Source organism: Brevundimonas sp., assembly GCF_041911375.1.
Classification (GTDB): domain Bacteria; phylum Pseudomonadota; class Alphaproteobacteria; order Caulobacterales; family Caulobacteraceae; genus Brevundimonas.
Genome location: NZ_JAYRPA010000062.1, coordinates 1 through 20,138, shown reverse-complemented (window position 1 = coordinate 20,138; position 20,138 = coordinate 1). Strand labels below are relative to the sequence as shown.

Annotated in this window: 20 protein-coding genes and 1 pseudogene; 8 read left to right on the top strand and 13 right to left on the bottom strand. The window is 69.1% G+C overall.

The genetic code is table 11. From position 1 onward, the window contains the following. Position 1: 1 nt before the first annotated feature. The 4 genes from ilvG to ACE3PU_RS10835 all read right to left on the bottom strand — a co-directional run bounded on the left by ilvG (position 2) and on the right by ACE3PU_RS10835 (position 4,740). Complete coding sequence (ilvG, locus tag ACE3PU_RS10850; RefSeq protein WP_374389596.1) at positions 2-1,714, bottom strand: acetolactate synthase 2 catalytic subunit; 1,713 nt, start codon at positions 1,712-1,714, stop codon at positions 2-4. A gap of 17 nt (positions 1,715-1,731) precedes the next feature. Continuing rightward, on the bottom strand, positions 1,732-2,745 hold the full coding sequence (gene ilvC, locus ACE3PU_RS10845) for a ketol-acid reductoisomerase (protein WP_374389594.1): 1,014 nt from the start codon (positions 2,743-2,745) through the stop codon (positions 1,732-1,734). 3 nt (positions 2,746-2,748) lie between these two features. Next, entirely contained in the window at positions 2,749-4,500 is a 1,752-nt protein-coding gene (locus ACE3PU_RS10840; protein ID WP_374389592.1) for a dihydroxy-acid dehydratase, read from the bottom strand. A gap of 90 nt (positions 4,501-4,590) precedes the next feature. Beyond that, positions 4,591-4,740, bottom strand: a complete 150-nt coding sequence (locus ACE3PU_RS10835) for a hypothetical protein (protein ID WP_374389590.1) — start codon at positions 4,738-4,740, stop codon at positions 4,591-4,593. Between the two features lie 234 nt (positions 4,741-4,974). Here ACE3PU_RS10835 and gap point away from each other — a divergent pair, with 234 nt between their 5' ends. From gap to fba, 3 genes are all read left to right on the top strand, one after another. Continuing rightward, entirely contained in the window at positions 4,975-5,982 is a 1,008-nt protein-coding gene (gene gap, locus ACE3PU_RS10830; RefSeq protein ID WP_374389588.1) for a type I glyceraldehyde-3-phosphate dehydrogenase, read from the top strand. Between the two features lie 153 nt (positions 5,983-6,135). After that, positions 6,136-7,332 (top strand): phosphoglycerate kinase, encoded by a 1,197-nt coding sequence (gene pgk / locus ACE3PU_RS10825; RefSeq protein ID WP_374389585.1) that lies wholly within the window; start codon positions 6,136-6,138, stop codon positions 7,330-7,332. 157 nt (positions 7,333-7,489) lie between these two features. Beyond that, positions 7,490-8,575: a class II fructose-bisphosphate aldolase gene (fba, locus tag ACE3PU_RS10820; RefSeq protein WP_374389583.1), complete on the top strand. Its 1,086-nt coding sequence runs from the start codon at positions 7,490-7,492 to the stop codon at positions 8,573-8,575. A gap of 7 nt (positions 8,576-8,582) precedes the next feature. Here the strand turns inward: fba and ACE3PU_RS10815 are convergent, their stop codons facing one another. Then, entirely contained in the window at positions 8,583-9,218 is a 636-nt protein-coding gene (locus tag ACE3PU_RS10815; RefSeq protein WP_374389581.1) for a DUF2799 domain-containing protein, read from the bottom strand. A gap of 87 nt (positions 9,219-9,305) precedes the next feature. Between ACE3PU_RS10815 and ACE3PU_RS10810 the strand changes: the two genes are divergently transcribed. The 4 genes from ACE3PU_RS10810 to rpoH all read left to right on the top strand — a co-directional run bounded on the left by ACE3PU_RS10810 (position 9,306) and on the right by rpoH (position 12,789). Then, positions 9,306-10,313, top strand: a complete 1,008-nt coding sequence (locus ACE3PU_RS10810; protein ID WP_374389579.1) for an RluA family pseudouridine synthase — start codon at positions 9,306-9,308, stop codon at positions 10,311-10,313. A gap of 10 nt (positions 10,314-10,323) precedes the next feature. Further along, the gene (locus ACE3PU_RS10805) at positions 10,324-10,644 is read left to right on the top strand and encodes a GNAT family N-acetyltransferase (protein WP_374389577.1); all 321 of its coding nucleotides are present in this window, start codon (positions 10,324-10,326) and stop codon (positions 10,642-10,644) included. A 4-nt stretch (positions 10,645-10,648) separates the two neighbouring features. Beyond that, complete coding sequence (locus ACE3PU_RS10800; protein ID WP_374389575.1) at positions 10,649-11,653, top strand: ThuA domain-containing protein; 1,005 nt, start codon at positions 10,649-10,651, stop codon at positions 11,651-11,653. Between the two features lie 248 nt (positions 11,654-11,901). Beyond that, positions 11,902-12,789, top strand: coding sequence for an RNA polymerase sigma factor RpoH (gene rpoH, locus ACE3PU_RS10795; protein ID WP_374389573.1), 888 nt, complete (start codon positions 11,902-11,904; stop codon positions 12,787-12,789). 19 nt (positions 12,790-12,808) lie between these two features. Here the strand turns inward: rpoH and ACE3PU_RS10790 are convergent, their stop codons facing one another. From ACE3PU_RS10790 to ACE3PU_RS10760, 7 genes are all read right to left on the bottom strand, one after another. Then, complete coding sequence (locus tag ACE3PU_RS10790) at positions 12,809-13,588, bottom strand: two-component system response regulator (RefSeq protein WP_374389571.1); 780 nt, start codon at positions 13,586-13,588, stop codon at positions 12,809-12,811. Between the two features lie 98 nt (positions 13,589-13,686). Continuing rightward, a complete protein-coding gene (locus tag ACE3PU_RS10785) occupies positions 13,687-14,982 on the bottom strand; it encodes an adenylosuccinate synthase (protein ID WP_374389667.1) in 1,296 nt (431 codons plus the stop codon). A gap of 190 nt (positions 14,983-15,172) precedes the next feature. Next, the gene (locus tag ACE3PU_RS10780) at positions 15,173-16,336 is read right to left on the bottom strand and encodes a phosphoserine transaminase (RefSeq protein ID WP_374389570.1); all 1,164 of its coding nucleotides are present in this window, start codon (positions 16,334-16,336) and stop codon (positions 15,173-15,175) included. 45 nt (positions 16,337-16,381) lie between these two features. Beyond that, positions 16,382-17,314 carry a DnaJ C-terminal domain-containing protein gene (locus ACE3PU_RS10775; RefSeq protein ID WP_374389569.1) on the bottom strand — a complete coding sequence of 311 codons (933 nt, stop codon included), beginning with the start codon at positions 17,312-17,314 and terminating at the stop codon, positions 16,382-16,384. Positions 17,315-17,396: 82 nt separating this feature from the next. Continuing rightward, positions 17,397-17,711, bottom strand: a complete 315-nt coding sequence (locus tag ACE3PU_RS10770; protein ID WP_374389568.1) for a hypothetical protein — start codon at positions 17,709-17,711, stop codon at positions 17,397-17,399. A gap of 18 nt (positions 17,712-17,729) precedes the next feature. Beyond that, positions 17,730-18,422: a DUF2163 domain-containing protein gene (locus ACE3PU_RS10765; protein WP_374389566.1), complete on the bottom strand. Its 693-nt coding sequence runs from the start codon at positions 18,420-18,422 to the stop codon at positions 17,730-17,732. Position 18,423: 1 nt separating this feature from the next. Then, on the bottom strand, positions 18,424-19,041 hold the full coding sequence (locus ACE3PU_RS10760) for a TIGR02217 family protein (RefSeq protein WP_374389564.1): 618 nt from the start codon (positions 19,039-19,041) through the stop codon (positions 18,424-18,426). A gap of 93 nt (positions 19,042-19,134) precedes the next feature. On the opposite strand from ACE3PU_RS10760, the gene ACE3PU_RS10755 reads away from it, so the two are divergent. After that, positions 19,135-19,839, top strand: coding sequence for a DUF805 domain-containing protein (locus ACE3PU_RS10755; protein WP_374389562.1), 705 nt, complete (start codon positions 19,135-19,137; stop codon positions 19,837-19,839). Positions 19,840-19,877: 38 nt separating this feature from the next. Here ACE3PU_RS10755 and ACE3PU_RS10750 read toward each other — a convergent pair. Beyond that, a pseudogene (locus ACE3PU_RS10750) lies at positions 19,878-20,138 on the bottom strand (phage tail tape measure protein); the annotation flags it as partial.

The following is a 20,138-nucleotide window of genomic DNA, read 5'->3' as shown; positions in this document are numbered from 1 at the left end:
CTCAGGAGCCCTCCATCATTTCAGCGTTGCTCTTGCCCGGCGGAACCAGCGGCCAGACATTGTCTCGGGGATCGATGACCACATGGGCCAGGCAGGGGCCGTCGGCGGCGAGCAGGCGCTGGACGCCGTCCGACACCTGGTCGCGGCGATCGATGCGGAAGGCCTCGACGCCGAAGGCTTCGGCCACCTTCACGAAGTCCGGATTGTCGGACAGGTCGATCTCGGAATAGTTCTCGGCGAAGAACAGCTCCTGCCACTGGCGCACCAGGCCCAGGGAGGAGTTGTCGATCAGCACGATCTTCAGCGGGATGCCGTAACGCTTCAGCGTCGCCAGCTCCTGGATGTTCATCATGAAGCCGCCGTCGCCGGCGATGGTGACGACGGTCGCCTCGGGACGGGCCATCTTGGCGCCGATGCCGGCCGGCAGGCCGAAGCCCATGGCCCCCAGTCCGCCCGAGGTGATGTGCGCCTCCGGTCGTGCGAAGCGGCAGTGCTGGGCGGCCCACATCTGGTGCTGGCCCACGTCGCAGGCCGCCACGAAGGCGTCGCCGGCCGCCTCGGAAATCTCCTTCAGCAGGGCCGGCGCATAGACCCCCTCGCCCGGCGCGTCGTAGCGATGGGCGCCGGCCGCCGCGGCGCGGGCGCAGTCGACCGTCCAGGGCTGGATGTTCAACGCCGGACCCGCGCGCAGGCGCTGGGTCAACGCCTCGACCCCCGCCTTCAGCTCGCCGACGACGGCCACATTGGCGGCGCGCAGCTTGCCGACCTCGGAGGCGTCGATGTCGAAGTGGACGATGCGGGCGTTCGGCGCGAATTCGGCCAGCTTGCCGGTCGCGCGGTCGTCGAACCGCGCGCCGACGACGATCAGCAGGTCGCTGTCCTGCACCGCCTCGTTGGCGGCCCGCGTGCCGTGCATGCCCAGCATGCCCAGCATGCCCGGCGCGTCGGTCGGGACCGTGCCCAGGGCGTTCAGGGTCGAGACCTGCGGAATGTTGGTGGCGCGCACGAAGTCCCGCACGGCCTGGGTCGCGCCGCCGATCTTCACCCCGCCGCCGATATAGACCAGCGGCTTTCTGGCCTGACGGATCGCCGCCTCGGCCGCCGCGATCGCGTCGTGATCGACCGGGGTCGTCTCATTGGGGATGGGGAAGCCGTAGTCGGCGGTGGTCGTGGCGAACTGCACGTCCTTGGGCAGATCGACCAGCACCGGGCCCGGCCGGCCCGAGGCGGCGATGTGAAAGGCTTCCTCGACCGCGGCCGGGACGTCCGCCGCATCCCGCACCAGGATCGAATGCTTCACGATCGGCAGGGTGACGCCCAGGATGTCGATCTCCTGAAAGGCGTCGGTGCCCATCACGCCCTGCGGGACGTTGCCGGTGATGCAGACCATCGGCACCGAATCCATCATCGCATTGGCGATGCCGGTGATCAGGTTGGTGGCGCCGGGCCCCGACGTCGCCAGGCACACGGCCACCCGGCCGCTCATCCGCGCATAGGCGTCGGCCGCGAAGGCGGCGCCCTGTTCGTGGCGAACCAGGATGTGCCTCAGCTTCGACCCGGCCAGGGCGTCATAGACCGGCATGATGGCCCCGCCCGGATAGCCGAACACCACCTCCACGCCCAGCCGCTCCAGGGTGGAGACCAGCAGCTGCGCCCCCGACTGGGGGGCGGCCTCGGCTGAGGATTTGAAGGCGGCGGCGGTCATCGGGGTCATCCGTCGTTCGCTTGGGCTCAGGCCGCTTCGGATTTGGGCGTGTTCAGCCACGCCATCCGCTCGCGCAGGCGGGCGCCGACCTGTTCGATCTGGCTCTCGCGGTCCGCCTTCAGCCAGGCCTCGTACTGCGGCTTGCCGGCGTCGTTCTCGGCGATCCAGTTGCGGGCAAAGGTGCCGTCCTGGATCTCGTCCAGGACGGTCTTCATGCGGGCCTTGGTCTCTTCGTTGACCACGCGGGGTCCGCTGGCGACGGCGCCGTATTTGGCCGTTTCCGAGATGAAGTGGTGCATCTTCGAGATGCCGCCTTCGTAGAACAGGTCCACGATCAGCTTCAGCTCGTGCAGGCATTCGAAATAGGCGATCTCGGGCTGGTAGCCGGCCTCGACCAGGGTGTTGAAACCCTGCATGACCAGTTCCTTGGCCCCGCCGCACAGCACCGCCTGTTCGCCGAACAGATCCGTCTCGGTCTCTTCGCGGAAGGTGGTTTCCAGCAGGCCGCCGGTCGCGCCGCCATTGCCCTTGGCGTAGCCCATGGCCCGGTCGCGCGCCTTGCCGGTGGCGTCCTTCTCAATGGCGAACAGGCTGGGCACGCCGCGGCCGCGCTGAAACTCGCGACGGACCAGGTCGCCCGGCCCCTTGGGCGCAACCAGGATCACGTCCATGTCGTCGCGCGGGGTGATGCGCCCATAGATGATCGAGAAGCCGTGGGCGAACAGCAGGGCCGAGCCGGACTTGGCGTTGGGTTCTATGACCTCCCGATAGACTTCGCCCTGGATCATGTCCGGGGTCAGGATGGCGATGATGTCGGCGCCCTTCACCGCCTCGGCCGGCTCGGCGGTCGGCACGCCGTCGGAGGTGGCGTGTTTCCAGCCCGTGCCGCCGTGGCGAACGCCGACGACGACGTCATGACCGCTGTCCTTCAGGTTCTGCGCATGGGCGCGGCCCTGCGAGCCATAGCCGATGATGGCGATGCGCTGGCCCGCGATGGCGCCCGGGCGGATGTCTTCGTTGGTGTAGATGGTGATGGCCATGGGTCAGGCGTCCTGAGCAGCAGCGGATTTGTGAGACGCCGGAACCTGGGCCGGCGGCGGGTTGGGAATGGTGACGGCGCCCTGGGCGGCCGAGGCGACCGAGGCGCGGTACTTGGCGAAGACACCTCGCGCCGGACGGACTACGTGGGGCGTAAAGCCCGCCCGGCGCGTCGCCAGATCGACGTTGACGTCGATGCGGCGGTTGGTGACGTCGATGGTGATGCGGTCACCATCGCGAATGAGGGCGATCGGGCCGCCGACGGCGGCTTCCGGCGAGACGTGGCCGGCGACGAAGCCATAGCTGGCGCCCGAGAACCGGCCGTCCGTGATCAGGGCGACGTTCTCGACCTTGCGGCCCTTCAGGGCGGCGGTGACCTGCAGCATCTCGCGCATGCCGGGGCCGCCCTTGGGCCCTTCGTAGCGGATGATGATGACGTCGCCCTCGCCGACCGAGCCGTCCTGCACGGCGTGGAAGGCGTCTTCCTCGCTGTCGAAGACGCAGGCCGGTCCCTCGAACTTGTCGACCTTGTGACCGGTCAGCTTGATCACCGCGCCCTCGGGAGCCACGTCGCCATAGATGACGGCGAAGCTGCCGCGCGCCATGACCGGGGCGTCGAAGGTCGTCACCACCACCTGACCCGGCGTCTCCTCGGCCTCTGCCGCCTCGGCGAACAGGCTGCGACCGCTGACGGTCGGGGTGTTCACGATCTTGCCGGCCTGGGCCATCCGCTGGGTGACCAGACGCGTGCCGCCGGCGGCGAACAGGTGCGAGGCCAGGAACCGCCCGCCCGGCTTCAGGTCGCAGATGACCGGCGCCTCGACGCAGGCCTGGTGGCAGTCCTCGACCCCGAACTCGATCCCGGCCTCGGCCGCGATGGCCGTCAGGTGCATGACCGCATTCGTCGATCCGCCCGAGGCCGAAACGGCGACGGCCGCGTTCTTCAGGCTGGCGCGGGTGATGTACTTGCGCGCCGTGTCGCCGGCGAAGACCCGCTCGACGATCAGCCGGCCGCAGCGCTCGCCCTCGGCGGCCTTATTCGGATCGACGGCGGGCACGTCATTGGCGCCCATCGGGCTGATCCCCATGACCGACAGGGCCATGGCCATGGTGTTGGCGGTGAACTGGCCGCCGCAGGCGCCGGCGCCGGGACAGACGGCGCTCTCGACCGCCTTCAGCCCCGCATCGTCCAGCGTTCCGGCCGAGTGTGCGCCGATCGCCTCGAACACTTCCTGGACCGAGACCTCCTTGGTCCCCCCAGAAACGGGCATGACGCCCGGCATGATGGTGCCGCCGTAGTAGACCAGGCCCGGAATATCCATTCGCGCCAGGGCCATGGCCGCCGCCGGGATCGTCTTGTCGCAGCCGACGATGCAGACCACCCCGTCCAGTTGGTGCCCCTCGATCGCCAGCTCGATCGAGTCGGCGACGACCTCGCGGCTGATCAGCGAGGCCTTCATGCCCTCGGTGCCCATGGAGATGCCGTCGGTCACGACGATGGTGTTGAAATCGACCGGATAGCCCCCGGCCGCCACGATCCCGGCGCGCACGTCCCTGGCCAGCCGGTCCAGGTGCATGTTGCACGGCGTGACCGTCGACCAGGTGTTGACGATGCCGATCATCGGCTTGTCGAAGTCGGCGTCCTGCATGCCGGCGGCGCGCAGGTACGACCGGGCGGCGGCCCGGTTCGGACCCGCCGTCACCGCCGCGCTGCGCGCGTTCGGCCTGGGGGGCTGAGAGGTAGAATCTTGCGTCATCGGTCCGGTTCGTTTCGAACCGCCAAGCACGAAAAACCCCGCTTCCTTTCGGGAGCGGGGTGGTGCGAGGCGATCCTGGGTGTGTCTAGGTCAGGTCGCGTGCATCCACGCCGCTTGCGTAAGCAGGCCAAGAAGTACGAGCGTAATGAGGAAAACCGGGGCTTCCCAGCCGATCGGCGCGCGAGCGACCGCGACCGCTTCAGCGGTGCGTCCCTTCATGTCGCGCATCATCGTGGCCACTGGCTGGCTCCCTTGTTCGAAGGGCAAGAAACCATAGCCCCCCGTGTGAAGCAACCCGCCATCGCAAGAATTTTGCGCGACAGCGATTTTGCAGCCGCAGAAAGGGTGTTTCTTGCCTGACGAGGCGAGGGCGTAACAGTCGAACGAGCGATCTTGCGGCGCCGGGGTTGAAACGCGCCGCGCCCCGGCTCATTGAAACGCCCAAACAACAAACCGTTCAGAGGAGCCCCACCCATGACCGTTCGCGTCGCCATCAATGGTTTCGGCCGCATCGGCCGCCTCGTCCTTCGCTCCATTGTCGAGCACGGCCGTCGCGACATCGAGGTGGTGGCGATCAACGACCTGGGGCCGGTCGCCACCAACGCCCACCTGCTGCGCTACGATTCGGTTCACGGCCGCTTCCCCGGCACGGTCGAGAGCGGCGACGACTGGATCGACGTGGGCCTGGGCAAGATCAAGGTCACGGCCGAGCGTGATCCCGCGAACCTGCCGCACAAGGATCTGAACGTCGACATCGCGCTGGAGTGCACCGGCATCTTCACCGCCAAGGACAAGGCCAGCGCCCACCTGAAGGCCGGCGCCAAGCGCGTCCTGGTCTCGGCCCCCGCCGACGGCGCCGACAAGACCATCGTCTACAAGGTCAATCACGAGACCCTGACCGCCGACGACATCGTCGTGTCCAACGGCTCGTGCACCACCAACGCCCTGGCGCCGGTGGCCAAGGTGCTGAACGACCTGCTCGGCATCGAGCGCGGCTACATGACCACCATCCACTCCTACACCGGCGACCAGCCGACGCTGGATACGATGCACAAGGATCTGTACCGCGCCCGCGCCGCCGCCCTGTCGATGATCCCGACCTCGACCGGCGCCGCCAAGGCCCTGGGCCTGGTCCTGCCGGAACTGAAGGGCAAGCTGGACGGCTCGTCGATCCGCGTCCCGACCCCGAACGTCTCGGTCATCGACCTGAAGGTGGTCAGCAGCCGCGAAACGACGGCGGAGGAGATCAACGCCGCGCTCCAGGCCGCCGCCGACGGTCCGATGAAGGGCGTCCTGTTCACCACCACCGATCCCGTCGTGTCGCACGACATGAACCACATCGCCGCCTCGTCCACGGCCGCCCTGCCCCAGACCCAGGTCGTCGACGGCAAGCTGGCCCGCGTGCTGAGCTGGTACGACAACGAATGGGGCTTCGCGACCCGCATGGCCGACACGGCCCTGGTGATGGCGAAGTTCCTGTAAGGCGCTCATTTCCGCTCGTCCCGGCGAAAGTCGGGACGCAGCGCTTTGGGCGCGCCGATCTGCCCGTTACGCACCGCTCATGATCCCAGTCGTCTCGCCTCGCGAAAGGACTGGGTCCCGGCTTTCGCCGGGATGAGCGGCAGGAGAATGACCATGACCTTCCGCACCCTCGACGACGCCAAAGACCTCGCCGGCAAGACGGCCCTGGTCCGCGTGGACTTCAACGTCCCGATGGAGGGCGGCAAGGTCACCGACGACACCCGCCTGCGGGTCGCGCTGCCGACGATCCAGCGTCTGCGCGACGCCGGCGCCAAGGTCGCCCTGCTGGCCCATTTCGACCGTCCCAAGGGCCAGCGCGTCCCGTCGATGAGCCTGAAGCCCGTGGTCCAGCCGCTGGAAGACCTGCTGGGCGCGCCCGTCCGTTTCGCCGACGACTGCATCGGCCCGGACGCCGTCGACGCCATCCGCGACCTGGACGCCGGCGGCGTGGTCCTGCTTGAGAACGTGCGCTTCCACGCCGCGGAAGAGGCCAACGACCCGGTCTTCGCCATAAAGCTGGCCGATCTCGGCGACCTCTATGTCAACGACGCCTTCTCGGCCGCCCACCGCGCCCACGCCTCGACGGAAGGGATCGCCCGCAACATCCCCGCCTACGCGGGCGAATCCATGCGGCGCGAGCTCGACGCGCTCGACGCCGCCCTGGGCAATCCGCAGAAGCCCGTGCTGGGCATCGTCGGCGGCTCCAAGGTTTCGACCAAGCTGGACCTGCTGAAGAACCTGGTCGGCCAGCTGGACCGCCTGGCCATCGGCGGCGGCATGGCCAACACCTTCCTCTATGCCCAGGGCGTCGATATCGGCGGCTCGCTGGCCGAGAAGGACATGGCTGACACGGCCCGCGACATCCTGGCGGAAGCCGAGGCCAAGGGCTGCGAAATCCTGTTGCCGATCGACGTGGTGGTGGCGACCGAGGTCAAGCCTGGCGCCGAAACCCGCACCGTCCTGGCGCGAGAGCCGATCGGCGACGAGGAGAAGATTCTCGACGCCGGCCCGCTCACCGTCGAAAAGCTGATCAAGGCCATGGCCCTTTCCAAGACCCTGATCTGGAACGGCCCGCTGGGCGTGTTCGAGGTCCCGCCTTTTGACGCCGCCACCGTCAAGGCCGCCCGGGCCGCCGCCGACCTGGCCAAGTCGGGCGCCCTGATCGCCGTCGCCGGCGGCGGCGACACGGTTTCGGCCCTGAACCACGCCGGCGTCTCGGACGACATGACCTTCGTCTCCACCGCCGGCGGCGCCTTCCTGGAATGGATGGAGGGCAAGCCCCTGCCCGGCGTCGAGGCGTTGCGCGCCTGACGCAGCCAGGGATTTTCGCATCCCCGCGCAACTCGAGCCGCCCTGCCGGCCAATAAGGATCGCGTCCCGGTCAGGCTGTAACACTGCGTGACTTGGGGCGTGGTCGGCGCTAAGATTCGGCCAACAAAAAAGACTATTCGGCTCAGGAGATTACCCAATGGCGCGCATCACGCTGCGACAGCTGCTCGACCATGCGGCGGAGAACGACTACGGCCTGCCGGCCTACAACATCAACAACATGGAGCAGGGCCTGGCGATCATGGAGGCGGCCCACGAGGTCAACGCCCCGGTCATCATCCAGGCCTCGCGGGGGGCCCGCAACTACGCCAACGACATCGTCCTGGCCAAGCTGATCGACGCCCTGGCCGAGCTCTATCCGCACATCCCGGTGTGCATGCACCAGGACCACGGCAACGGCCCGGCGACCTGCGCCACCGCCATCCAGTACGGCTTCACCTCGGTGATGATGGACGGCTCGCTGGAAGAGGACGCCAAGACCCCCGCCTCTTACGAATACAACCTCGATGTCACGCGCCGCGTGGTCGAGATGGCCCACGCCTGCGGCGTCTCGGTCGAGGGCGAACTGGGCGTGCTGGGCTCGCTGGAGACCGGCATGGGCGAGGCCGAGGACGGCCACGGCTTCGAGGGCAAGCTGGATCACTCGCAGCTGCTGACCGACCCGGATCAGGCGGTCGAGTTCGTCGCCGCCACCAAGGTCGACGCCCTGGCCATCGCCATGGGCACCAGCCACGGCGCCTACAAGTTCACCAAGAAGCCGGACGGCGAAATCCTGGCCATGAACGTGATCGAGGAGATCCACCGCCGCCTGCCCAACACCCACCTGGTGATGCACGGCAGCTCGTCCGTGCCGCAGGACCTTCAGGACATCATCAACCAGTACGGCGGCCAGATGCCCCAGACCTGGGGCGTGCCGGTCGAGGAAATCCAGCGCGGCATCAAGCACGGCGTGCGCAAGGTCAACATCGACACCGACAACCGCATGGCCATCACCGGCGCCATCCGGAAGGTCCTGGCCGAGAAGCCGGGCGAGTTCGATCCCCGCGCCTATCTGAAGCCGGCCAAGGAGGCCATGAAGAAGCTCTGCATGGAGCGCTATCAGCAGTTCGGCTGCGAGGGCCAGGCGTCCAAGATCCGTCCGCTCTCCACCGCCCAGATGGCCAAGCGCTACGCCTCGGGCGATCTGGATCCGTCCTTCCGCGGCGCGGCCGTCAAGGCGGCCTGATCCGGCCTCAGACCGGGTAGCGGCCGATCATCTCGCGCCGCACCCGGTAAAGGTCCCATTCGGCCCGATCCAAGGCGTCGCGCGCCTCGCGGGCGGCCCGACGCGCGTCGCGGATTTCGCCCCGCACCTCCTGGATGCGATCGCGGATTCGCTGCCTGTCTGCGTCGCTCAGGCCCTCGCTCCGCAGTTCGCTTTCCTTGGCCTCCAGCTTGTCCTCTCGGTCGTCGATGCGGGACCGGGCGCCGTTCAGCGCGCTCTCCGCGGCGGCGACCGCCGTCTCCGCCGCATTTAGACGCAGCCCGTCGCGATAGGCGGGCAGGAAGACCGCCTCTTCCTCAACCCGGCACACGCCATAGTAGGTATTGCCCGCCCGCCCCTCGGACCAGCCGCGCTCAAGCGTGCAGTAGCGCCTCAGCCCGTCCTCGCGCGCCGACCCATAGGCGGCCGGATTGGGCGTGACCTGGTATCTGGCGCAGGCGCGGGCGTGGTCGTCCAGCCGCGTCATCGGATAGCCCGCCGTCCCGTCGGCATAGCCCTTTTCACCCCACGCCCCGGCCAGGCACTGGTCCTTGGTCATGGTGCTGCAACCGCCCAGCAGGGCCGCCGCGATGGCGACCCCGCCCGCGATCATCATGCGTTTCATGCGACTTCCCCGCGCCCCAAGCCCCTCGCCCACTATCGAACGGCGTGTTGGCCTCGCGCAAGCCGCGTGTCGTGCTAGGGAAGGCCCGTGCCCGCCCCTGATCCCATCGAAGACGACGAAGACGCGCCCGCCGAGGTGCTGGAAGCCCGCATCGACGCATCCGGCGTTCGGCTCGACAAGGCTCTGGCCGACGCCTTCCCCGCCCTGTCGCGCGCCCGCCTCCAGGCCCTGCTGGCCGACGGCGCCGTCAGTCGCGACGGCGTCGTCCTGAGCGGCGGGTCGGCCAAGGCCCAGCCCGGCCTCTACGCCGTCGCCTTGCCCCCCGTCGCTCCAGCCGATCCCCAGCCCGAGGCCATACCCCTGACCGTCCTCCATGAGGACGCCGACCTCATCGTCATCGACAAGCCCGCCGGCATGGCCGCCCACCCGGCGCCGGGGTCGGAGACCGGCACCCTGGTCAACGCTTTGCTGGCCCATTGCGGCGCATCGCTGTCGGGCATCGGCGGCGTCGCCCGCCCCGGCATCGTCCATCGCCTGGACAAGGACACGTCCGGCGTCATGGTCGCCGCCAAGACGGACCGCGCTCACGCGGGCCTGTCGGCCCTGTTCGCCACCCACGACATAGAACGCACCTATATCGCCCTGACACGCGGCGCGCCGACGCCCTCGAAGGGCCGGATCGAGACCCGTATCGGACGCTCCTCAGGCGATCGCAAGAAAATGGCCGTCCTGCGTGCGGGCGGGCGTGAGGCCGTCACCGACTATGTGGTCCAGGCGACCTATGGCGAACCCGCCCGGGCCCGCGCCGCCCCCCTGGCCGCCCGCGTCGCCTGCACGCTTCACACTGGCCGCACCCACCAGATCCGCGTGCATCTGTCGTCCAGGGGGTCGCCCATCCTCGGCGACGCGACCTATGGCTCCGGCAGTCCCGCCGCCCCGGTCCGCGCGGCCATCGTCGAAGCGGGCCTGACGCGCCAGGCCCTACACGCCGCCGTCCTCGGCTTCGTCCATCCGGTGACCGGCCGGCCGCTGCGCTTCGAAACCGCGCAGCCCCCTGATATGATGCGTCTGGAACGACTTCTGGCCGACCTCTGAGGAGCTGTCGATGACCGATCCCGAAAGCCGCGAGCCGGACATCTGCGACAACGCCGACCGGCATCAGTACGAACTGCCGGTCGAGGGCGATCTCGCCGTCGTCACCTACAACCTGTCTCCGCCGAACCTGATGATCACCGAGACCCTGGTGCCCCAGCGGCTCGAGGGACGCGGCATCGCCAGCCGCCTGGCCAAGCACGTCATCGCGGACGCCCGGGGGCGCGACCTCCTGATCCTGCCCGTCTGCCCCTTCTTCGCCGCCTATTTTCAGAAGCATCCGGAGCACGCCGACGTGGTTCATCCGACCTATCGCGGCATCCTGGGACTCTAGATTCATGCTCTGTCGGCTGCTCGGCCTTCTGCTCGCCTTCGGACTGATCGCGGGCGCGGCGCAGGCGCAGGCGCAGGATCGCCCCCTGCGCGTCCTCTACCTCAGCCAGTCGGTCGGCTTCGTCCATGAAACGGTGCGACGGCCGACCGGCGCACCCGCCGGCTCCGGTCTGGCGCCGTCGGAACTGGCGCTGCAGGCCATGGCCCGCGACAGCGGCGCCTTCACCGTCGAACTGACCCAGGACGCCCGCGACATCACGCCGGCCCGCCTCGCCGAGCTGGATGTCCTGGTCTTCTCGACCACCGGCGCCCTGCCGATCGACCGCCAGACCTGGGCGGCGGTCGTCGACTGGATCGAAAGCGGTCGCGGCGGCTTCGTCGGCGTTCACAGCGCCGCGGACACCGCCCTCGACTTCGAAGGCGGACAGCAGGCCTATGTCGATCTGGTCGGCGGGCTGTTCGACGGCCATCCCTGGACCCAAGGGACGCCGATCCGTCTGGCCAACCTGGAGCCCGCCCACCCCCTCGCCGCCATGTGGCCGGACGAGACCGACTACGCCGAGGAAATCTACCAGTACTCGGGCTTCGAACCTGGGCGGGTCCGCGTCCTTCAGGCGCTCGACATGGCCGCCGGTCCTCTGCGCCGGCCCTACCCGGTTCCGGTGACCTGGGTGCGCCAGGTGGGCCAGGGCCGGCTGTTCTACACCAACCTGGGCCACACGCCCTCGACCTGGAACGACCCACGCTTCCGTCGCCAGATCGTCGAGGCCATCCGCTGGACGGGCGGCCGGACGGAAGCGCCCGCCGCGCCGAACCCCACGGTGCAGGACGCCGCCGCCCTGGCCGCCTTCGCCGCCGTCGAAGGGCTTTCGTCTGAGGTCTCGCCGGCCGATCCGGCGGCGACGGCCGCCGCCATCCGCAACCTTCAGCGGCTTCATCCGGAAAAACACGACGGCGACCCGGCCGCCTGGGACCAGGCCGTCTCGCGCCTCCGCGCCGCCTTCCGTTAGGCTCAATCGGCCTTCATCCCCCGGCGGTCCTGCGCCCGGGTCTTGAATAGCAACTGACTTTGTTCTATATCAGATGTCGATCGGCGCGAGTGGCGCCCGGGCAACGGTCACGCTTTCGTGTGACGATCCGCCTCTAAAAACGGCGGCAACCCATCGCTACTTGACCGGTTGAGGGGTGAGACGTCGGCGCACGATCGTGGCCGATGACGAAGAGCCCGCTCGTTCAAGACGGTCGGAGGGACCTGTATATGGCTGCCAACAACACGCTCGCGATCATGTCGCCCGAACAGGGCCTGTCGCGCTACCTGACGGAAATCCGCAAGTTTCCGATGCTGACCAAGGACGAGGAGTTCATGCTCGCCAAGCGCTGGTCCGAGCATCAGGATCCCGAGGCCGCCCACCGTCTCGTCACCTCCCACCTGCGTTTGGTGGCCAAGATCGCCATGGGCTATCGCGGCTACGGCCTGCCGATCGGCGAAGTGATTTCCGAAGGCAACGTCGGCCTCATGCAGGCCGTCAAGAAGTTCGATCCGGACAAGGGCTTCCGCCTGGCGACCTACGCCATGTGGTGGATCCGCGCCTCGATCCAGGAATACATCCTGCGCAGCTGGTCGCTCGTGAAGATGGGCACCACGGCGGCGCAGAAGAAGCTGTTCTTCAACCTGCGCAAGGCCAAGAGCCAGATCTCGGCCTTCGAGGAAGGCGACCTGCATCCCGAGCACCTCTCCGCCATCGCCACCAAGCTGGGCGTGTCGGAACAGGAGGTCACCGACATGAACCGCCGCCTGGGCGGCGACGCCTCGCTGAACGCGCCGCTGCGCGCCGACGGCGAAAGCGAATGGCAGGACTGGCTGGCCGACGACACCGCCGTGTCGCAGGAAACGGCTCTGGCCGATTCCGAAGAGAAGTCGCTGCGCATGGGCCTGCTTCAGGAAGCCATGCAGGAGCTGACGGATCGCGAGAAGCACATTCTCACGGAACGCCGCCTCAAGGATGATCCGGTGACGCTCGAAGAGCTTGCGGGTCAGTACGGCGTCTCGCGCGAGCGCGTGCGCCAGATCGAGGTCCGCGCCTTCGAGAAGCTTCAGAAGGCCATGCGCGCCGCCGCCGAAGAGCGGAACCTGGTCAACGCCTGACGGCCTCCGCCCGCGCGGGTCACCCCGTGCGGGCCTGCGGCGCCTGGGCCTGCGGATTCAGCGAAAGGATCGCGCCGATCGGCTGGGCCAGGCCCGCCTTGCTGGGCGCGCCCGACGCCAGATACCCCTCCAGCGCCGCCGCCGCGATCGCCAGCTTGGCGTCCGCGGTCCGGACAGCCAGTCCCTTCAGCGTTTCGGCCTGCTGGCGGATGGCGCGGACGGCCTGCATCGGATCCTGATCGAACTGGGCCATGGCCGCGACCAGGATGCGCGTCGCCTGATCGCGTACGTCCACCACGCTGCCCGCGTTCGCATCGCCGCGGCGCTTGCGCGCGCCGCTGTATTCGCCCGAGTTGAAGCGCCGCCGGTCCGGCCCGACATAGCCCACGGCCTCGACCCAGGGCCGCGGCTTCAGGGCCACGTTCTCGACCCGCTTGAACAGGTCCCCGGTCGTGAACGGCTTCCTCAGAAACTCGTGGACGCCCGCGTCCCGTGCGCCGCGAATGGTGGCGGCCGTGGCTTCGGCGGTCACCATGATGATCGGCGCCGTGCGGCAGCTCATGTGCGATCGCCGCACCTTGCGCGCCAGGCTTTCGCCGCTCAGCGCCTGTCCCGACTGCTCGGTGAAGATCAGGCCCGGCTCGACGTCGCGGATCAGCTCCATGGCCAGGTCCTCGCCGGCTTCGACATAGACCTCGCGCGCGCCGAACCCCTTGACGATGTCCGTCAGCAGGCGCGCCGCCGAGGGGTTCGGATCGACGATCACGACGCGCCGCACGACGGGCGCGATACGACTCAAGGTTCTGGAGTCGGCGGTGAACACGGTCAGGCTCCCTGGCTAGGGCGTTATCCTTAACCGCGACACCGTTAAAGCCGGTTGAACGCCGCCGCCGAACGTCAGCCCTGGAAGGGGTCCCGCATCAGGATGGTGTCGTCCCGCTCCGGGCTGGTCGACAGCAGGGCCACGGGCGCCCCGATCAGCTCCTCGATCCGCCGCACGTATTTGATGGCGTTGGCGTTGATGTCCTTGAAGCTGCGCACGCCGCCGGTGCTCTCGCTCCAGCCTTCCAGCTCCTCGAACACCGGCTCGGCCGCCGCCTGATCCTTCAGGCTGCTCGGCAGATAGTCCAGCACCTCGCCGTTCACCCGATAGCCGACGCAGATCTTCAGCGTCTCCAGCCCGTCCAGCACGTCCAGCTTGGTCAGGGCGATGCCGTCGATCCCGTTGATCGCCACCGACTGGCGCACCAGCACCGCATCGAACCAGCCGCAACGGCGCGCGCGCCCCGTGTTCACGCCGACCTCGCGTCCGACCGTGGCCAGATGCTCGCCCACGGCGTCGTTCAGTTCGCACGCGAACGGGCCCTCGCCCACCCGGGTCGTATAGGCCTTCACGATGCCCAGCACATAGCCGACGCCGCGCGGCCCGATGCCCGACCCCGCCGCCGCCTGCCCGGCCACGGTGTTAGAGCTGGTCACATAGGGATAGGTGCCGTGATCCACGTCCAGAAACGCGCCCTGCGCCCCCTCGAACAGCACGCGCTTGCCGTCCTTCTGCGCCTGGTCCAGCACGCGCCACGCCGGCTTCACATAGGGCAGGATTTTCGGCGCGATCTCCATCAGCGACGCCAGCAGCGCCTCCGGGTCGATCGGCTCCAGGCCCAGGCCCGCGCGCAGCGGATCGTGGTGCGAACGCAGCCGGTCGATCTTGACCTTCAGATCGTCTTCGTTGGCCAGGTCGCAGACGCGGATCGCCCGGCGCCCCACCTTGTCCTCATAGGCCGGGCCGATGCCCCGGCCGGTCGTGCCGATCTTGGCGCCCGGCGCGCTGGCGGCGGCTTCCCGCGCCACGTCCAGCGCCGGATGGATCGGCAGGATCAGACAGGCGTTGTCCGCGATGGTCAGGATTTCGGGGCTGATCTCGACGCCCTGGGCCTGGATCTTCTCGATCTCCCCGACCAGGTGCCACGGATCGACCACCACGCCGTTGCCGATGATCGAAGGCTTGCCCTGCACCACGCCCGACGGCAGCAGCGCCAGCTTGTAGACCTTGCCGTCCACGACCAGCGTATGGCCCGCGTTGTGACCGCCCTGGAACCGCACGACCATGTCGGCGCGGTTGGACAGCCAGTCCACGATCTTGCCCTTGCCCTCGTCGCCCCACTGGGCGCCGACCACCGCCACGTTCGCCAAAGCCATGTCTCCGCTGAATGCGGGCGCAGCCTATAGCCGGGGAATCGTCCGGTGTCGTCCCTCTAATCCTCACCCCGGAACGCGAGGGAGGGGCCCGCGACTCCGCCGCTGCAACGGAATCCACGGAACCTGTCCGACAAGCCGGACCGGGTTCCGCCCCCTCCCCCTTGGGGCGCCCCCTTCCGCTGCGCTACGCGGGGGAGGATTGAAGCGCCGCCTCGAACGCCCACTCCAGCCACGGCGTGGCGGCCACGACGTCGGCCGTCTCCACGGTGCAGCCGCACCACAGCCTCAGGCCGGGCGGCGCGTTGCGATGCGGCTCCATATCGAACACCGCCGCCTCGCCTTCCAGCAGGGCCTTGAACCGCGTCACGAAGGCCTTCTGCGCCTTCTCTTCCAGGCCCGTCACCCGCGGATCGACGAACTTCAGGCACACCGAGGTCGTCGACCGAATCTCCGGCCGCTCGGGCAGGAAGTCGATCCAGTCGGTGCGCTCAACCCATTCGGCCAGCGCCGCATAGTTGGCGTCCGTCCGCCGGATCAGCTCCGCCAACCCGCCTACGTCCCGCGCCCAGCCCAGCGCGTCGATCCAGTCCTCGATGGTCAGGATCGAGAAGGTGTTGATCGCTACGCCGTCGGCCAGCGCCCGGTCGAACCGGCCCTTGCCGTCGGTCAGCCGCAGCACCTTCGGCACGGCCCGCTCGGGCCGATAGCTGTCCAGCCGCTCCACCGCGCGCGGCGACAGCACCATCACGCCGATCCCCGCCTCGCCGCCCAGCGCCTTCTGGAAGCTGAAGGTCACCACATCCAGCTTGTCGAACGGCAGCGGCATGGCGAAAGCCGCCGAGGTGGCGTCGCAGATCGCCAGCCCCTCGCGGTCGTCGGCGATCCAGTCGGCGTCCGGCATGCGCACGCCCGAGGTCGTGCCGTTCCAGGGAAACACCACGTCCTTGGACCAGTCCGCCTTGGTCAGGTCGGGCAGCGCGCCCCAAGGCGCGGTCAGGGCCTCGGGCTCCAGCCCCAGGTGCTCCTTCACATCCGCCAGCCACGTCAGGCCGAAGTTCTCATAGGCGACCACCTGCACCGGCCGCTGCCCCAGCATCCCCCACAGCGCCGCCTCGACCGCGCCGGTGTCGGACCCCGGCGTATAGAGCATCACATGGCTGTCGGGGACTTCCAGCACCGCCCGCGTCAGCCGCAGCCCGTGCGCGAACCGCTCCACCACCTCGGGGGCGCGGATGCCTCGGCCGAGCAGATCATGCGGCAGACCCGCCAGGCTGTAGCCCGGCCGCTTGGCCGTCGGGCCTGCCGAAAACCAAGGCCGCTCAGGCTTCACATCCGGCTTCTGCGTCACTGCATTCCTCCTGGCGCTATCGCGCTTCGCGCGGCTTCAGCGCGGTCACCGCCCCGGCGCATAGGGCCGCTTGGCCCGCCAGTCCTCGGCGAACTTCACCAGCGTGTCGTCATGCGCATCCGGCAGCGTGACGACCAGCTTGGCCAGCAGGTCGCCGCGCTTGCCGCCCGCGAACGCCCCCCGCCCCTTCAGCCGCAGCACCTGGCCCGAGTTCGACCCCTTCGGCACCGTCATCTGCACCACGCCCTCGGGCGTCGGCACGCGCACCTTGCCGCCCAGCACCGCGTCGGGAACCGACACCGGCAGGTCCATCGTCAAATCCGCGCCCTCGCGGCGATAGATGGGGTGCGGCTCGATCTTCAGCTCGATCAGCGCGTCGCCGTTCTCCGCCCCGCGTCCCGGCGCGCCCTGGCCGCGCAGGCGGATCACCTGTCCGTCGGCGGCGCCCTTGGGGATGGTCACGTCCAGCGTGCGCCCGTCCGAGAACTGGATGCGCCGTGTCGCGCCCGCGATCGCGTCCTCCAGACTGATCTCCAGCGTGGCCTTCACATCCTGTCCGCGCGCGGTGAAGTCCCGCGCGCCGCGCTGGCGACCGGTCCCGCCGAACATGCCGAACAGGTCGTCCAGATCGATGCCTTCGAAGTTGGCCCGCCCGCCGGGTCCGCCGGTATGGCTGAAGCCCCCGCCCGGGCCGCCCTGACCAAAGGGATTGCCGCCGGGCCGGCCGCCGCCGAAACCGCCGCGGAACTGTTCGTTGCCGTCGGCGTCGATCTGGCCGGCGTCGTACTTGGCCTTCTTCTCGGCGTCGCCCAGGATGTCGAATGCGGCGGTGACCCGCTTGAACTTGTCCTCGGTGATCTTGTCGCCGGGGTTCTTGTCGGGATGGAGCTCCTTGGCCAGCTTGCGGAAAGCCTTCTTGATCTCGTCCGCGCTCGCCCCTCTCGAAACGCCCAGTTCCTTGTAGGGATCGCTCGCCACGTCGTCTGCTGCTCCATGAAAATCCGCAGCTTCAGTTAATCCATGCGCCGCGCCCCGCAAAGGGCGGGCGCCGGCATAATCTTCACGGCAGGGCGATTTCCGCCGCAACGCCCCAGCCGAACGCCTCGCCCCACTGCGCCACCCGCATACGGCCGGCGCCCGGCGCGTCGCTCCCCGGTCCTTCGCCGAAGTCCTCCGCGCGCATCGCCGCCGGATAGGCCGCCCACAGCTGCGTCGTCTCCAACGACCGGACCACGACGCCGGCGCGCAGGATGTCGATGCGCCAGCGCGCCGCATCGCCGACCGCCTCGCTTTCCCAGCTGTCGCCGAACCGCCGCGCGCGCCTGATGCCGATAGGGCGTCCCCAGCCACTCACGGGCCGCGGCGACCACCACATGGCCCTCTCCCTCCCCCCTCATCGCCGGCTCCCGCCGTCGTTCCGCCCGCCCGTCGCCGGATAGGCGGTCAGAAAGTCGTCGCCCGGCACGTCCGGAAAGCCTCGAAAGTTCGCCCCGTTTCCGAACGTCCCCACGCAGGTCTCCCACCGCTTGTCGCAGGCCGCGCCCGGAAACAGCGCCCGGTTCACGCCACAGCGCCCGTCGCCCAGCCGCGCGTCGCACATCCGCCCGTAGGTGCGCCCGACCACCCGCTCCAACTGCGCCAGCGGCCCTTCCAGGTCGGCCGTGAACCGCCCTGCGCTCAAGCAACCCGAAGGGCCATAGCGCGACGAGAAAGCCTCGCGCTGAATCCGCGCCAGCCGCCCGGCCCACAGCCGCACCCTCAGCTCCGGTTGGCTCCAGTCCACCCGCCACAGTTCGACCGACGCCTGGTCGTAAAGACCCGCCGCGATGTCCGCCTCGCTCAGGACCGCGTCGTCCAGCACTCCGGCCGCCGTCATCGACCCCGCCGCCAGCCCGACGGAGGCCTCCTCGGCCCCCGCCGTCCAGCCGCTCGCCGCCCGGCACGTCAGGCCTTCCACCGTCAGGTCGCGGTCATGGTCGGTGAATCCCGTCACCACCCCGTCCGCCCGCGTCAGCCGCCACACATGGCACAGCGTCGCCGCCCCGCTCTCGATGCGGGCGACCAGTTCGTCTGGAATGTCGCGCATCTCAGACCCGAACCTCGATCAGCGGAATGGCCGCCATCCGCCCCGCCTCGAAGGTCTCCAGCGTCGCCTCGATCCGGTCGCTGTCGAACCGCACCGGCGTGTCGAACTGAAACCCCGCCGTCACCGCTTGGCCCGACGCCGGCGCCGTCTCCAGCGTCACCACCCCGGTTGTCGTCTCCACCGCAAAGGCCTCGGGGCCCAGTTCCACGCCCGCCACCGCCACCCGCACCGTCCCTTCGACCGGCTTGGCGATCGGCCGGGCGACATCGCCATACAGCTTGATCAGCGGGAAGGTCCGTCGCACGCCCGTGCCGACGCCCAGCACCTGGTCCAGGGCGTCCACGGCTCCGCCGGGCGCACACGACTTGTGGTCGGCGAAGTCCTTGAACCGGAACCCGTACAGCCGCCCTCGCCGCGCCTCGAAGAAGGCGGTCAGTTCGGCCATGTCGTCCAGCGACCTCAGGTTCGCGCCGATCAGATAGCGCCTGCGCCCCATCGCCCACGGCGTCGAGCGGCGCTCGTATCCCGACGCCAGGGTCGCAATCTCCGTCCGTCGCTCGACCCCGCCGGTCGAGCCGAACGCCAGCCGCGCCGGCAGCCGCACCTCATGGAAGGCCATGCCCAACCTTTCCCCTGTTTCACTTGTTCGCCGATCCGCGCTCGTCCATGCTCGCCGCACGGCCGGAGGGGCCGTTCAACAGGGGCGAACTCAGTGCGCGGTGAAGTTCTCAGCTACGACAACACGGCCGGAACCGGCCTGATCAGCGGCGACGACGGCGCCCGCTACGGCTTCTCCAGCACGGCGCTCCAGTCGCCGGTCACCCCCGCGCCCGGCGTCCGCGTCGACTTCGTGCCCGAAGGCGACCAGGCGACCCAGATCCTGGTGCTGGCCGGCGCCGCCTCGACCGTCGGCGTCGCCGGCGGCGTCAACGCGCCCTACGACAACGCCCAGATCGCCGGCTTCGACTGGCAGAAGCTGATGCTGTCGTTCGAAGGCCGCACCCGCCGTTCGCATTTCTGGATCGCCTGGCTGATCCTGCTCGGCGTCAATGTCGTCATCGGCTGGATCCCGCTCATCAATCTGCTCGGCTTCCTGCTGATCTGGCCGAACCTGGCCATTTCGGTGAAGCGTCTGCATGACATGGGCCACACCGGCTGGCTGGTGGCCATTCCCTGGGTGGGGTCCTTCGTCCTGCTGATGATCGGCTTCTTCATGGTCGCGGGCGGCGCGATCGCCGGCGGCATGACGGCCGAATACGCCGAGTCCAATCCCGCCGCCGTCTTCGCCATGCTGGCGCCCGGCTTCGGCGCCTTCGCCCTGGCCGCGCTGCTGCCGCTGGCCTTCCTGCTCTGGATGGGCCTGACCGACAGCCAGCCCGGCGACAACCGCTTCGGCCCGAACCCGAAGGGCGTCTGACCGACCGGATCCTCTCCCGCATCGCGGGAGAGGATCCATCATATCCGTCGCGCGCCCAGGCTGACCGCCCGCGCCAGCATCTGGGCGATCTGCGCTTCGGACCGCAGCAGCGCCGGCGCCCCGCCGTCCACGGTGACGTTCACCGTCACCCCGCCGCCGACCGCCGGCTCGACCGATCCGCCTGTCGCCGGCCGGAACACCTCGGGCCCGCGCTCGCCGACCAGGTAGGCGCCGCCAGCCAGCACCGGCCCGCCATCCGCCCGCGCCCCGCCGAACGCGCCCAGCGCGGCCTGCACCGC